Genomic DNA, 14503 nt, shown 5'->3' on the forward strand with positions numbered 1-14503 from the left:
GAGGGCTGCTTCCTGCCGAGCCGGAGAAGGTTCCGTTCACCAGGCGAAAGTGTATTTATGTCGCCACGGAACCGGTGAACGTCTTAGGGTGACCACCGTCGCCACCCTAAGGACCCGGACTCCCGGCGATTGATTTTCCGGGCGCCTGGATTATCAAGGGGTTGGCGTTAACCCCTTGATACGTTCACCGTTTTCTAGAATTAAAGAGATAACTGAACGCACGGGTGAACGGAAAATCAGCGAGGCTTGCAGATCTTACCCTGACAAAATTGCCAGGGCGAGTTGTATATAAGAGACAGATCCTAAAGGAGAGGGGATTGTGCGGTTTTCTCCCTCTCCCGTGGGAGAGGGGCGGGGTGAGGGCAATGATCCCTAATCGCAGGAAACTTTCATCGCCAGGCCACCGCGTGATGTTTCACGGTATTTGGCGTTCATGTCCTTGCCAGTTTCGTACATCGTTTCAATGACTTTATCGAGACAGACTCGTGGTTCACTGGTACGGCGCAGTGCCATACGAGCCGCATTCACTGCTTTCACCGCAGCAATCGCATTACGCTCGATGCATGGTACCTGAACTTGTCCGGCAACCGGGTCGCAAGTCAGACCGAGGTTGTGTTCCATACCAATTTCAGCCGCAATACAAACCTGAGTAGGGCTACCGCCCAGTAACTCAGCAAGACCCGCCGCCGCCATTGAACAGGCCACGCCAACTTCGCCCTGGCAGCCCACTTCGGCTCCTGAAATCGAAGCATTCATCTTATACAACGAACCAATTACACCTGCGGCAAGGAAGTATCGTGCACAAGAGTTAGTGTTCACTTCACGGATAAATTTGTCGTAATAGGCCAGAACCGCAGGAACGATACCGCAAGCGCCGTTAGTCGGTGCGGTGACAACACGCCCACCTGCGGCGTTTTCTTCGTTCACCGCCAGTGCAAACATGTTAATCCAGTCGACAACTGCCATTGGATCGGAGTTGTTCTTATCGCTGCTGACCAACATTCTGCGCAATGCCGCAGCACGACGAGGTACGCGCATCTTCCCCGGTAGCACGCCTTCGGTGGTGATACCACGTTCAATACCGCTGCGCATCACATCCCAGACATTGGCAAAGTGCGCGTCGATTTCAGACTGTGGGCGCATTGCACGTTCGTTAAGCATCATCAAACCAGACAGCGAAAGCCCGGTATCTTTGCAATGACGCTGTAAATCAACCGCGCTTTTATACGGATATGGGACGGCAACTTGTTGAGTGTCTTCCACGCCAAAATGCGCTTCATCAACGATAAAACCGCCGCCGATAGAGTAATACGTTTGGCTGTAGATAACGCTTTCGCCTGCGAGCGCAGTAATGCGCATCCCGTTTTCATGCAGTGAAAGGTTGTCTTCGTGGAAGTTCATGCAGCTATCGACCGGGAATTCCACTTCATGCTGACCGTTGGCTAACAGCAGACGACCGTGTGTATTCACATCCTGAATGAAATCAGGGATAGCATCGATATCGACAGTGTCCGGCAGATTACCTGCCAGGCCCATAATAATGGCGATATCGGTATGGTGACCTTTACCGGTGAGGGAAAGTGAACCGTAGACATCTACGACGACACGCGTGACGTTGTGCAAAATCCCTTGCGTTTTCAAATCGTCAGCAAATTGAAAACCGGCTTTCATCGGGCCGACGGTATGGGAACTGGATGGGCCAATACCGATTTTGAAAATATCGAATACGCTAATCATGTTGCGTCCGTTGCCTGAGTAACTTTAGAAGCGAAAAAACCGCCCGCATGAGCAGGCGGTTTAGAGCGGTTAGATGAACAGAGAGTATAAAGAGTAAGAGATAGCAGAAATAGCGACCAGACCCATAATTACCACAAATACATTGCTGATATGACCACTGTATTTGCGCATGGCTGGGACTTTCTGAATCGCGTACATCGGCATCAGGAACAGAATCATCGCGATGATTGGGCCGCCGAGGGTTTCAATCATACCCAGAATGCTTGGGTTCAGAGTGGCAACAATCCATGTTGTCACCAGCATAAAGATCGCGGTAATGCGGTTCAGTTTACTCACTTCAATGCTCTTACCTTTACCACGCAGGGATTTGATAATCATCCCGTTGAAGCCTTCACGCGCACCTAAGTAGTGGCCGAGGAAGGATTTGGTAATGGCCACAATCGCGATAATCGGTGCCATCCAGGCAATAACTGGCGCGTTAAAGTGGTTAGCCAGGTAAGACAGAATTGAGATGTTCTGTGCTTTTGCTTCAGCCAGGTTTGCTGGAGACAGGCTCAGTACGCAGCTGAATACGAAGAACATCACGGTAATCACCATCATGATGTGTGCGTATGACAGGATGCGAGAACATTTCTTCTCAGCGTCTTCGCCGTATTCATTACGTTTTGCTACCGCAAAAGCAGAAATGATAGGTGAGTGGTTGAAGGAGAACACCATCACTGGGATTGCCAGCCACAAAGTCATCCACAGGCCGCTGCCTGTTGCCGGTGAGGCGCTGAAAGACATAGTTTCAAATGCGGCACTGCTCCAGTTAGGAATCAGATACAACGCCAGAACCATCAGTGCGGCAACAAACGGGAACACCAGAATGCTCATCGCTTTAACAATCATCTGCTCGCCGAAACGAACGATGGTCATCAGGCCAACGATTAGCAGCAGAGATAACAGCGCACGTGGCGGTGAAACCATACCCAACTGGTGAGTGATGAAGCTATCGACGGTATTGGTGATTGCTACGCTGTAGACCAGCAGAATCGGGTAGATAGCAAAGAAATAAAGCAGAGTGATGACTTTACCTGCCCCCACACCGAAGTGTTCTTCAACAACTTCAGTAATGTCTTCACCAGGGTTTTTGCCTGACAGCACGAAGCGAGTCAGCCCGCGGTGGGCGAAGAAGGTCATCGGGAATGCCAGAATCGCCATGATGAACAGCGGAATCAGGCCGCCAACGCCGGCGTTAATTGGCAGGAATAATACGCCTGCGCCAATCGCTGTGCCATACAGGCCCAGCATCCACATGGTATCGGACTTGCGCCATGAGCTTTTGCTCTCGGCTGCGGCAATACTGCCGGTTTGAGTGGTTTCCATCTACTACTTCTCCAAAGGAACATATTGATTCGAAATCTGAGTCAACCGCGATGTATTGCCATTGACCACTGAAACTAAATGCTGTTTCACGGCGCTTTTATAGTAATTTTTGCCAGTGATAATCAGAGGGCGGAAAGATACATTCATGACGTCAATTCATCAGTGATCAAGATCGCAATTGTAAGAATCCACTATTTGTGTGGTTTTTTGCAGTTTTTATGTCTGCATTTGAGATTTTGATTGATATTTATACCCTTAAAAGTGTTTTATTTTAGATAATAAACCGTCGTTTCATTTTTATCGTGTAGCGTAATTGTCTGTATAAACACGGTTTCTGGAACGAGTGCGCACAAAATCATCACCTTTTGTGTAGATGAATATGCTGATACCGGTAACACTATGGTTGGAGGAATTGACGGTAATTTGTCAGAAAAAGTGGGAGAAATTCAGGAAAAAAAAAGGGCGGAGTTGCTCCGCCCTGGGGATTCAGGTACAGATTTCGTAGCAAGGAATGTAGGCACTGCCTGGTAATTTCATGCGGTGCTGGGCAACAAAGCCTTTCAGCAGATCGTCCATGCGCTTCATCATTTGTACGTCGCCGTGGATTTTATACGGCCCGTACTGTTCAATTGCGCGGATCCCACCTTCTTTAACGTTACCCGCAACAATGCCAGAAAACGCCCGGCGCAAAGAGGCGGCCAGTTGTTCTGCCGGTTGATCCGGGTACAACTTGAGGTTAGCCATGTTTTCATGGGTTGGCTCAAACGGGAGTTGTAGATCTGGCACAATACGAATCGACCAGTTAAAGCTGTAAGCATCGCCCGTTTCACGGCGATTCTCTTTCACTCTTGGCATCGCTTTTTTCATCTGACGTGCCACTTCAGCCGGGTCGTCGATAATGATTTGATAATGACGACGCGCCTGCTCACCCACGGTATTGACGATAAATTCGTCCAGTACGCGGAAGTAATCAGCACTCTCTTTTGGTCCGGTTAAAATTAATGGCAGCACTTGATCGTGATTGTGCGGGTTCATCAAAATACCGAGCAGATAAAGCAACTCTTCTGCAGTACCCACGCCGCCCGGGAAGATGATGATGCCATGCGCGATACGAACAAACGCTTCAAGGCGTTTTTCGATATCCGGCATGATGATCAGCTCGTTCACCAGCGGGTTTGGTGGCTCAGCAGCAATAATTGACGGTTCCGTCATACCGATAAAACGGCTTTCTCTGTAACGTTGCTGCGCATGACCCACCGCTGCACCTTTCATGGGCGCTTCCATCGCACCTGGGCCACAACCGGTACAGATGTTAAGTTCACGCAGGCCTAATTGAGTACCGACGCGACGCGCATAGAGATATTCGTTTTCGTTAATGGAGTGGCCGCCCCAGCAAACGACAAGGTTTGGCGCTTCGCCAACATGTAGTGCGCGGGCATTGCGTAAAATCGAGAACACCATATTGGTGATATTGGCAGGGTCTTCCAGGTCGAGATTCTGGAAGCGACCAGCGCTAGAAAGCTGGCCGTTGACGAACAAAATATCGCGCAACACGGCAAACAGGTTAGCTTGCAAAGCCCGGATGATTCGCCCATCGACAAAAGCGTCATCAGGCGGATTTATGAGTTCGAGTTTGACACCACGCTCACGGCGCAAAATGTTGATATCGAAGTTTTCGTAACGCGACAACAGCTCTTTACTGCTATCCGTCTGGCTTCCTGAGTTAAGTACGGCAAGTGAACAATTGCGAAACAGTTGATAAAGGTCGCTACTGGCCGTGCGTTTAAGCATATCGACTTCCAGTTGCGACAACATATCCATTGAGCCTAGCGGGCTAATATGTGTAATCAAGTTAACTCCTTACGAAGCGTAAAGTGCTGCTCCCAATGATTACAATAGCCCTGGCGCGTTGAATTTAACAACCTGAAAACAACATTCCCTCCGCAGGCTGCGAGGTGTTTCGCACTTATTGACGAACCAGACGGCCAAATGCCGGATGGAAATCGGTATTTGTACGCCACGGGTTGATGTCCAGACCGCCGCGACGAGTGTAACGTGCATACACGCTCAGGCTTTGCGGCGCGCAGAAATGCTGGATGTCGTTGAATATGCGCTCAACGCACTGCTCGTGGAATTCGTTATGCTGGCGGAACGAAATGAGATAACGCAGCAGCTTTTCGCGGTCGATACGTGGGCCACGGTAGCGAATTTGAACAGAGCCCCAATCCGGCTGATGGGTAATCAGGCAGTTGGATTTCAGCAGATGACTGACCAGCGTTTCTTCGACAATCTCATCGCCCGCCGCACCGCTCAGGTAATCGGCGTTAAATTCGTAATTCTCAATCGTGATATTTTGCTCATCAATACACTCGCCAGTGAACGCGGCGATCTCCTGGCCTTCAAGCTCATGCAGGCGGAATAGCACCACGCTGACGTCGCCTTGTGCACAGGCACTTAAATCGCGTCTTAAGGCTTCTTCGACGGCTTCCCAATCGGCAAATTGCGTCTGGTTAAAGCTGTTCAAATAGAGTTTGAAGCTTTTGGACTCGACCAGGTTCACGCTGTTGGCATCAAGCTGTACATGCCCAACGGCGACCTGCGGCAAACCGTTGCTGTTTAGCCAGGACAGTTCATACAGTGTCCAGATATCGCCGCCACTAAACGGTAGGTTATCCGCCTGTAGGCCGAGTGGATCACGATTCAGGCTACGTGGTACGGCTTGTAATAACGACGGTTGGTATTGATCCTGGTAAGCGGTTGGCTTACCTAGCGTCAGGCCGCTCAGCGCCTGGTGTTTTTCATAAGACATGTGTCACCGATAGAATGCAGGTACAATTGGTCTTTATTGTACCGCACCTTGAGAGAGTGAGAAATTGGTGGATAACGACGTACGTCAGGCGCTGGAAGATTTTACGAATCGCTTTTGTCACGCATGGCGTGAACAGGCTGGGGGATGGCCCGCGAGTGAAGAACTCTATGGTGTACCTTCACCATGTATCGTGACGACAACCGGTAATGATGTGCGCTGGCAACCACAGCCTTTTACTCCTGCAAACGATCTCAGCGCAGTCGAACGGGCGATGGATATAGCTCTGCAAGCTGGTGCGCATCAGTTTTATACCACTCAGTATGCTGGCGACATGCCCGCTTTGTCTGGTCATCAGGCATTAACGCTTTTGCAGGCCTGGAGCGAAGAGGATTTTCAGCGCGTTCAGGAAAATCTGATTGGCCATCTGGTGACACAAAAGCGCCTGAAGCTCTCTCCGACTCTGTTCCTTGCTACCACGCCTGACGAAATGGAAGTGGTTTCACTTTGCAATCTCACGGGTGAAGTCGTGCTGGAAAAAATCGGCACTAAACAGCGGACAACACTCGCACCGTCATTGAGTTTGTTCCTTCAGGAGCTTCAACCGCAGGTCATTTAAGCGTTGATCGCTGCTGAGTTTGTGAGAGATCTCTTACACAAGCTGTAAGAGATCTCTAACTTTTCATTCGGAGTTTTATTAATAATTAATGTAATAGTTGTTATTTATTAATTGGTTGCGTTGATTTCTTGTCGCTTTTGAATGAAAGGAAACGTAAGCATTGGTTGTGAGTGCCTTGCGAGATTGAACGAAATAGAGGATTCTATGTCCGTCGACAGGATGTCGGGAAATGAAGGAGATGTCAGGATGATGTCACTTCATTGAAGAAGGGGAACACACCAGGATGGTGTTGCACGGAAGGCTTCATGATGAAGCAAGGAGCACTCAGGAAGAGTAAGGGACACCTCTAGGATGGAGAATGAGAGCCGAGCCAGGACGTTCGGTGGGTCTGGAAGACTAAAGGATATTGCATCAGGACGATGCCGGAACACCTCAGGATGATGGTAGCAGGACGCGAGTACGATGGATTGTAGGTCAGGAGACCACAGGACATAGTTGTCACGGACGAGCAGGGAGCAACAAAAGTAGCCGGATTAGCTGCGAAACGAACCGGGAGCACTGTTTATACAGTGCTCCCTTTTTTTATGCTTTTTTCACCCGCACTAAGAAATCATTGACTAGTCCTGCTATAGGTTGACACTTTTCGGCCTTACAACGCCCGATGAACTTCATCGGGCGTTTTGTATTTTAGCGACAGATGTGGCCGCCGCGTGTTGTAGATTTCCACCGACTCCCTGACCATCTTTCTTGCCTGTCCGATATCTTCTGGCTTCCCGAGCAGATATTCCATTTTTAATATCCCGTTTACCCGTTCCGCCAGCGCATTCTGATAACAGTCATACCCGTCTGTCATCGAGCAGATGACCCCATGGCGTTGGTGTAGTGCCTGATATTCTGTTGAACAGTACTGCACACCCCGATCTGAGTGATGCACCAGTGGATGTGCTGTACGCCTGCTGACCAGCGCCATTCTGAACGCCTTAGCCACATGATGGGTATGCCGACTTTCATGCACATGATATCCCACGATTTTTCTCGACCAGACGTCTGTTATCAGACTGAGGTACGCCGTTCCCTTACGCAGGGGAAGGTACGTGATATCCGCGACCCACACCTGCTCCGGGCGGCTGGCAACAACCTGATTTTCTCCCGCCTTCAATAAGTTAGGATGACGATAAAAGCGATGATGGCTTTGAGTCGTTTTGTGATACGCCCGTTTCGGTATTACCAGTAATCGTGCGCCACGCAGTATCTGGAACAAACGATCCCGACCGACATGGAGTGCCGGCTCTGGTTGCTGTCGCAATAAATAATGCAGTTTACGTGTCCCCAGCCGGGGCTGGTGTAGCCGGATGGTCGTCACCTGTTCAACGATATGCTGCGCCTGTCTTTCTCTTCCGCGCTCACGTTGCAGGGATTGATACCACGCCTGTCGGCTGATCCCCATGAACCGGCAAGCACGCATTACTGTGAGTCCCGGCGTTTGTGCTTGCGTGATAAGGTGGCCAACTGCTTTTTTGTCAGTGTGGCTCCGAACTCGGTATTCATTACCTTCACGACAGCTTCAAAAAACTGGGCTTTTACTTCTGATTCAGCCAGTTGCTGCTCGAGTTCTTTGATCCGTTGTTCGGGAGTAAGAGGTATTTTGGGCATAGTAGCTCCGCACTTTCTTGCGAGAGAGGAGGAGTGCCAGTCGAGTTGACCGTATCTGCGCAACCACGTCATGACGGTGTGGCTACCCTGAATACCGTAGCGGTCTTGCGCCTGACGGTAAGTCATTTCCCCTTTTTCGACCTGTTCGACAACGGCCAGTTTAAAGGATAGAGGGTAATCGCGTTGTGTGCGTTTAACATATTGGTTCATCACATTTTCCTCTGCCTGCGAGTTAAATGTGTCAACGCTATTTAGGACGGGTCACATGAAAGTAAGAAGTGGTATGCTTGCCGGCTTCTTTTTAACTGATGCCTGAGGTTTTCATGGAACGCCACGCGCTGGTTCGCCAGCATCTACAGATCATCGAACAGGTTTTGCGTGACCATCAACTTTGGCAGGGCTGCGCCCCGAGTGCCGAAGCCTTTGAAAGCACGCAACCATTTTGCCTGGATACTCTGCAACCGACCGAATGGCTGCAATGGGTTTTGATCCCGCGTATGCACGCCCTGATTGAGGCGCAACACCCTTTGCCCGCTGATTTCGCCGTAGCACCCTATTACGAAATGGCGCTCGATGCGGCACACGCTGGCCGTGAGCCGCTATTAAAAGCCCTGCAAGAACTCGATGCGCTGTTTGCGAGCGACAAATCCTGATGCTGGAAATTATTTATCAGGATGAATGGCTGGTGGCGGTGAACAAACCCTCGGGTTGGTTAGTCCACCGTAGTTGGCTGGACCGCCATGAAACCGTGTTTGTGATGCAAACCGTGCGCGACCAAATCGGTAAGCACGTCTTTACCGTTCACCGTCTCGACAGGCCCACTTCCGGCGTCTTATTGATGGCCCTTTCCAGCGAAGTCGCGCATTTGTTGTCTCAGCAGTTTGAAAATCACCAAATTCAAAAGCGCTACCACGCGGTCACTCGCGGCTGGCTGGAAGATGAAGCGGTGCTGGATTACCCGCTGGTGGAAGAGCTGGACAAAATCGCCGATAAAAAAGCGACTCAGGATAAAGACCCGCAACCAGCAGTTACGCATTATCGCGGTCTGGCAACGGTTGAAATGCAAGTCCCGGTTGGCCGCTACCCAACGGCACGCTATAGCCTGGTAGAACTGGAACCTAAAACCGGTCGAAAACACCAGTTACGCCGCCATTTATCGCATTTACGCCATCCCATTATTGGTGATTCCAAACATGGTGATTTGCGCCAGAACCGTGGTGCTGCCGAGCATTTTGGCTGTGAACGTTTAATGTTGCACGCAAGTCAGCTTTCGTTGACTCACCCGATTACCGGTGAACCTTTATGCTTAAGGGCAAATCTTGATGATACCTGGATGCAGATGATGTCACAGTTTGGCTGGCGCGGATTGCTCAGTGATATAGAAAGGGTTGAGTTTGTGGCGAGCAACGGCCAGGATGAATAATACAGCCGTAACGCAAGGAGTTAACTGATGGCCGAAGTGGGGATTTTTGTCGGAACAATGTACGGAAACTCGCTGTTGGTGGCGGAAGAAGCCGAAGCGATTCTAAAAAAGAAAGGTCATAAAGCCACAGTATTCGAAGATCCTGAGCTGGCAGACTGGCAGAAATATCGCGACCAATATGTGCTGGTTGTCACTTCAACCACCGGTCAGGGCGATTTGCCAGACAGCATCGTCCCTCTGTTTCAGGCAATTAAAGATGAAGTCGGATACCAGCCTGAATTGCGTTACGGTTTGATAGCGTTAGGTGACAGCAACTACGAACATTTTTGTGGTGGCGGTAAACAATTCGATACCTTGCTACAAGAGCAGGGCGCAAAACGCATTGGCACCGTGTTAGCCATTGATGCCAATGATCATCCTGAGCCAGAAGCTGTCTCCAACCCATGGGTTGAGCAGTGGGCTGCGTTGTTAGATTAAGCCAATATCCTGGGTGGATTAGCGCCAGCGACATCCACCACTTTGCAGTGAACCCTGAACGTGATTTACCCCTCCTGGTTATAGTGTTGTTTCAAAAATCGTGAACCATCCCGCAACGTGTTGGACAGACGCCATAAAGTGCTCATTTAGCGAGCGGTAAACTTGTGTCTTTGCACGATGAGGCGTTGTAACTCCCTTCATATACTTTCTCTCGGTCAAATATAAAAACCACAGATACAGATTCACAAAAATACTGTGGACAGGCCAATACCTCATTCTGATAACCCTACAAGTGCAGAATGGACTGTAGCTAAAAGCTATGTTTCAGGAGTGCCACATGAATACAATTAGCCAGGCAGCGAGCGTTGCTGAAAAAAGAACCAACGCTCGTTATTGGATAGTAGTAATGCTCTTCATCGTCACCTCGTTTAACTATGGCGACCGCGCCACGCTATCGATTGCCGGTTCCGAAATGGCAAAAGATATTGGCCTTGACCCGATTGGCATGGGTTATGTGTTCTCTGCATTTTCATGGGCATACGTCATCGGGCAAATCCCCGGCGGCTGGTTGCTGGATAAATTCGGTTCAAAACGCGTTTACTTCTGGTCGATCTTTATTTGGTCGATGTTTACCTTGCTGCAAGGTTTCGTCGACATCTTCAATGGCTTTGGCATCATCATCGCGCTGTTTACCTTGCGCTTCCTGGTGGGGCTGGCCGAAGCACCTTCTTTCCCTGGCAACAGCCGAATCGTCGCAGCGTGGTTCCCGGCACAAGAACGCGGCACCGCGGTGTCCATTTTTAACTCCGCACAGTATTTTGCCACCGTTATCTTCGCGCCAATCATGGGTTGGCTGACCCACGAAGTGGGCTGGTCACATGTGTTCTTCTTTATGGGCGGGCTGGGCATCATCATCAGCTTCGTGTGGCTAAAAGTGATTCATGAGCCGAATAACCATCCAGGCGTAAATCAAAAAGAACTGGAATACATCGAAGCCGGCGGCGCGCTGATCAACATGGATCAGAAGAAAGCCAAAGAACATATCCCAATGGCGCAGAAGTGGGCGCAGATCAAACAGTTGATCGGATCACGCATGATGATTGGGATCTATATCGGCCAGTATTGTATCAACGCCTTAACTTACTTCTTCATTACCTGGTTCCCGGTTTACCTGGTACAGGAAAAAGGGATGTCGATACTGAAAGCCGGTTTTGTGGCTTCTGTTCCAGCGGTGTGTGGGTTTGTCGGCGGTGTGCTCGGTGGTGTGATTTCAGACTGGCTGATGCGCCGCACCGGTTCGTTAAATATTGCGCGTAAAACGCCAATCGTACTGGGGATGTTGCTCTCCGTCAGCATGGTGTTCTGTAACTATGTCGAATCAGAAATGATGGTTGTCGGCTTTATGGCAATGGCGTTCTTCGGCAAGGGTATTGGGGCACTGGGCTGGGCTGTTATGGCCGATACCGCACCAAAAGAGATCAGTGGCTTGAGCGGCGGCCTGTTTAACATGTTCGGTAATGTCTCCGGCATCGTGACGCCAATTGCTATCGGTTACATTGTCGGCACAACCGGTTCATTTAACGGCGCGCTGATCTACGTTGGGGTTCACGCAGTTATCGCGGTACTGAGCTACCTGGTCATTGTTGGCGATATCAAACGTGTTGAACTGAAACCTGTCACGGTAGGGCAATCATCATGAATACTCAGGCAAGCCCGATTATTACTGATATGAAAGTCATTCCGGTGGCGGGGAATGACAGCATGCTGCTGAATATTGGCGGTGCGCACGGCGCCTTTTTCACCCGTAATATTGTGGTGCTCACTGATAACGCCGGGCATACCGGTGTGGGTGAAGCGCCAGGCGGCGAAGTGATTTATCAGACACTGGTGGATGCGATACCGCAGGTCGTCGGGCAAGAAGTTGCGCGAATGAATCGCGTGGTGCAAAACGTCCACCAGGGTAACCAGGCAGCGGATTTCGATACCTTCGGTAAAGGTGCATGGACGTTTGAATTACGAGTAAATGCAGTGGCGGCGCTGGAAGCCGCACTGCTCGACTTACTCGGCAAGGCGTTGAATGTCCCGGTTTGTGAGCTATTAGGGCCTGGCAAACAGCGCGATGAAGTCACTGTGCTGGGTTACCTGTTCTATATCGGCGATCGCAACAAAACTGATTTACCGTATCTGGAAGGGCAACATGCCCGTCACGACTGGTACGAGTTACGCCATCAGGAAGCGTTGGGTAGCGAGTCGATTGTGCGGCTTGCAGAAGCTGCGCATGACCGTTATGGATTCAAAGATTTCAAACTCAAAGGCGGTGTACTGCCTGGCGAGCAAGAACTGGATGCCGCAAGTGCACTGAAAAAGCGTTTCCCGGATGCACGAATTACCGTTGATCCGAACGGCGCATGGCTACTCGATGAAGCCATCGCGTTGTGCAAAGGCATGAGCGATGTGCTGACCTACGCTGAAGATCCCTGTGGTGCGGAGCAAGGTTATTCCGGACGCGAGATCATGGCTGAATTCCGCCGTGCCACAGGTTTACCGGTGGCGACCAATATGATTGCCACCAACTGGCGTGAAATGAGCCACGCAATCATGCTCAATGCCGTCGATATCCCGTTAGCCGACCCACATTTCTGGACGCTCAGCGGTGCTGTTCGTGTGGCGCAGATGTGCGATGAATGGGGCCTGACGTGGGGTTGCCATTCCAATAATCATTTCGACATCTCACTGGCGATGTTTACCCACGTTGGCGCAGCGGCGCCTGGCAAACCGACCGCCATCGACACGCACTGGATTTGGCAGGAAGGTGAGCAACGCCTGACGAAAAACCCACTGCAAATCGTTAACGGCAAAATTGCTGTTCCGGACGCTCCTGGATTAGGTGTGGAACTAGACTGGGAACAGGTGCAGAAAGCCCACGAAGTGTATAAATCCCTTCCGGGTGGCTCGCGCAATGACGCGACGGCAATGCAATATCTGGTGCCTGGCTGGAAGTTTGATCGTAAACGCCCGGCATTTGGCCGCAACTCATCCATCTTGATGAAAAGGAATAAATAACATGACAACCTCTACCCCGAAAGTCACCGCAATGCAGGTTATTCCTGTTGCGGGTCACGACAGTATGCTGATGAACCTCAGCGGTGCGCACTCGCCATTCTTCACCCGTAATATTGTGATTATCAAAGATAACTCAGGCCATACCGGCGTGGGTGAAATTCCGGGTGGCGAGAAAATCCGTCAGACCCTTGAAGAAGCCGCCGCGTTGGTGATTGGCAAAACTCTGGGCGAATACAAGAATATCCTCAACCTGGTGCGTGCAGAATTTGCCGACCGTGATTCTGGTGGCCGTGGGTTACAGACCTTTGATTTACGCACCACCATTCACGTGGTGACGGGTATTGAATCGGCCATGTTGGATTTGCTTGGGCAGCATTTGGGCGTGAATGTGGCATCTTTACTCGGCGATGGGCAACAGCGTAGCGAAGTCGAAATGCTCGGCTATTTGTTCTTTGTCGGCAATCGCAAACAAACACCACTGTCCTATCAAAGCCAGCCTGATGAGAAATGCGACTGGTATCGCATTCGCCACGATGAAGCGATGACGCCCGATTCAGTGGTGCGCCTGGCAGAAGCGGCCTATGAAAAATATGGTTTCAATGACTTCAAACTTAAAGGTGGCGTATTAGCCGGTAGCGAAGAAGCCGAAGCGGTGACCGCGCTGGCAAAACGTTTCCCACAAGCGCGTGTGACGCTGGACCCGAACGGTGCCTGGTCGCTTGACGAAGCGATTAGCATTGGCAAGCAACTGCGGGGTGTGCTGGCGTATGCAGAAGATCCGTGTGGCGCGGAACAAGGTTATTCAGGCCGTGAAATTATGGCTGAATTCCGCCGTGCGACTGGTCTGCCGACCGCAACCAATATGATTGCCACCGATTGGCGTCAGATGGGCCACACGCTTTCGTTGCAATCAGTCGATATTCCGCTGGCTGACCCGCATTTCTGGACCATGCAAGGTTCGGTACGTGTCGCGCAGATGTGCCACGAATTTGGCCTGACCTGGGGCTCGCATTCCAACAACCACTTCGACATTTCGCTGGCAATGTTCACCCATGTCGCCGCCGCAGCACCTGGTAAAGTCACCGCGATCGACACGCACTGGATTTGGCAGGAAGGCAATCAGCGCCTGACAAAACAGCCTTTCGAAATTAAAGGCGGTATGGTGCAGGTGCCAACTACCCCAGGCCTGGGCGTGGAGTTGGATATGGATCAAGTGATGAAAGCGCACGAGCTTTATCAGCAACATGGTCTGGGCGCGCGCGATGACGCAATGGCTATGCAGTACTTGATCCCACAATGGACTTTCAATAATAAACGACCTTGCATGGTGCGTTAGACTATAGCTAATCCTTCTTAC

General features: G+C 50.7%; 11 protein-coding genes and 1 pseudogene. 7 read left to right on the forward strand and 5 right to left on the reverse strand.

What is annotated here, in order from left to right; all coding sequences use genetic code 11:
• Positions 1 to 372: 372 nt before the first annotated feature.
• The 4 genes from MNO13_RS04450 to queF all read right to left on the reverse strand — a co-directional run bounded on the left by MNO13_RS04450 (position 373) and on the right by queF (position 5914).
• Positions 373 to 1737 (reverse strand): L-serine ammonia-lyase, encoded by a 1365-nt coding sequence (locus tag MNO13_RS04450; RefSeq protein WP_064543842.1) that lies wholly within the window; start codon positions 1735 to 1737, stop codon positions 373 to 375.
• Between the two features lie 69 nt (positions 1738 to 1806).
• Positions 1807 to 3105, reverse strand: a complete 1299-nt coding sequence (locus MNO13_RS04455) for an HAAAP family serine/threonine permease (protein WP_064543846.1) — start codon at positions 3103 to 3105, stop codon at positions 1807 to 1809.
• Between the two features lie 486 nt (positions 3106 to 3591).
• On the reverse strand, positions 3592 to 4956 hold the full coding sequence (gene ppnN / locus MNO13_RS04460; protein WP_121815002.1) for a nucleotide 5'-monophosphate nucleosidase PpnN: 1365 nt from the start codon (positions 4954 to 4956) through the stop codon (positions 3592 to 3594).
• Positions 4957 to 5071: 115 nt separating this feature from the next.
• Positions 5072 to 5914, reverse strand: a complete 843-nt coding sequence (queF, locus tag MNO13_RS04465) for an NADPH-dependent 7-cyano-7-deazaguanine reductase QueF (RefSeq protein WP_121815003.1) — start codon at positions 5912 to 5914, stop codon at positions 5072 to 5074.
• Between the two features lie 67 nt (positions 5915 to 5981).
• Between queF and syd the strand changes: the two genes are divergently transcribed.
• A complete protein-coding gene (syd, locus tag MNO13_RS04470; protein WP_064543852.1) occupies positions 5982 to 6530 on the forward strand; it encodes a SecY-interacting protein in 549 nt (182 codons plus the stop codon).
• A 626-nt stretch (positions 6531 to 7156) separates the two neighbouring features.
• Here the strand turns inward: syd and MNO13_RS04475 are convergent.
• Positions 7157 to 8393 (reverse strand): annotated as a pseudogene (locus tag MNO13_RS04475) (IS3 family transposase).
• Between the two features lie 113 nt (positions 8394 to 8506).
• Here MNO13_RS04475 and MNO13_RS04480 point away from each other — a divergent pair.
• The 6 genes from MNO13_RS04480 (at position 8507) to gudD (ending at position 14482) form a co-directional block, all read left to right on the forward strand.
• Complete coding sequence (locus MNO13_RS04480; RefSeq protein WP_121815004.1) at positions 8507 to 8836, forward strand: YqcC family protein; 330 nt, start codon at positions 8507 to 8509, stop codon at positions 8834 to 8836.
• Entirely contained in the window at positions 8836 to 9606 is a 771-nt protein-coding gene (truC, locus tag MNO13_RS04485; protein WP_241939579.1) for a tRNA pseudouridine(65) synthase TruC, read from the forward strand. Before MNO13_RS04480 ends, truC begins: the two co-directional genes overlap by 1 nt.
• Before the next feature lie 27 nt (positions 9607 to 9633).
• Positions 9634 to 10083 carry a flavodoxin gene (locus tag MNO13_RS04490; protein ID WP_064543857.1) on the forward strand — a complete coding sequence of 150 codons (450 nt, stop codon included), beginning with the start codon at positions 9634 to 9636 and terminating at the stop codon, positions 10081 to 10083.
• A 337-nt stretch (positions 10084 to 10420) separates the two neighbouring features.
• Entirely contained in the window at positions 10421 to 11782 is a 1362-nt protein-coding gene (locus MNO13_RS04495) for an MFS transporter (RefSeq protein ID WP_232886953.1), read from the forward strand.
• A complete protein-coding gene (locus tag MNO13_RS04500) occupies positions 11779 to 13146 on the forward strand; it encodes a glucarate dehydratase family protein (protein WP_241939580.1) in 1368 nt (455 codons plus the stop codon). Before MNO13_RS04495 ends, MNO13_RS04500 begins: the two co-directional genes overlap by 4 nt.
• 1 nt (position 13147) lies before the next feature.
• Positions 13148 to 14482, forward strand: a complete 1335-nt coding sequence (gene gudD, locus MNO13_RS04505) for a glucarate dehydratase (RefSeq protein ID WP_064543861.1) — start codon at positions 13148 to 13150, stop codon at positions 14480 to 14482.
• Positions 14483 to 14503: the final 21 nt, after the last annotated feature.

The organism is Buttiauxella ferragutiae (assembly GCF_022637515.1).
In the GTDB taxonomy this organism is placed as follows: Bacteria; Pseudomonadota; Gammaproteobacteria; order Enterobacterales; family Enterobacteriaceae; genus Buttiauxella; species Buttiauxella ferragutiae.

Excerpts from the sequence above, each read along its gene's own strand:
- MNO13_RS04450 (WP_064543842.1), bottom strand. The coding sequence starts at position 1,737 with ATGATTAGCGTATTCGATATTTTCAAAATCGGTATTGGCCCATCCAGT.
- MNO13_RS04455 (WP_064543846.1), bottom strand. The coding sequence starts at position 3,105 with ATGGAAACCACTCAAACCGGCAGTATTGCCGCAGCCGAGAGCAAAAGC.
- queF (WP_121815003.1), bottom strand. The coding sequence starts at position 5,914 with ATGTCTTATGAAAAACACCAGGCGCTGAGCGGCCTGACGCTAGGTAAG.
- MNO13_RS04480 (WP_121815004.1), top strand. The coding sequence starts at position 8,507 with ATGGAACGCCACGCGCTGGTTCGCCAGCATCTACAGATCATCGAACAG.
- truC (WP_241939579.1), top strand. The coding sequence starts at position 8,836 with ATGCTGGAAATTATTTATCAGGATGAATGGCTGGTGGCGGTGAACAAA.
- MNO13_RS04490 (WP_064543857.1), top strand. The coding sequence starts at position 9,634 with ATGGCCGAAGTGGGGATTTTTGTCGGAACAATGTACGGAAACTCGCTG.
- MNO13_RS04495 (WP_232886953.1), top strand. The coding sequence starts at position 10,421 with ATGAATACAATTAGCCAGGCAGCGAGCGTTGCTGAAAAAAGAACCAAC.
- MNO13_RS04500 (WP_241939580.1), top strand. The coding sequence starts at position 11,779 with ATGAATACTCAGGCAAGCCCGATTATTACTGATATGAAAGTCATTCCG.
- gudD (WP_064543861.1), top strand. The coding sequence starts at position 13,148 with ATGACAACCTCTACCCCGAAAGTCACCGCAATGCAGGTTATTCCTGTT.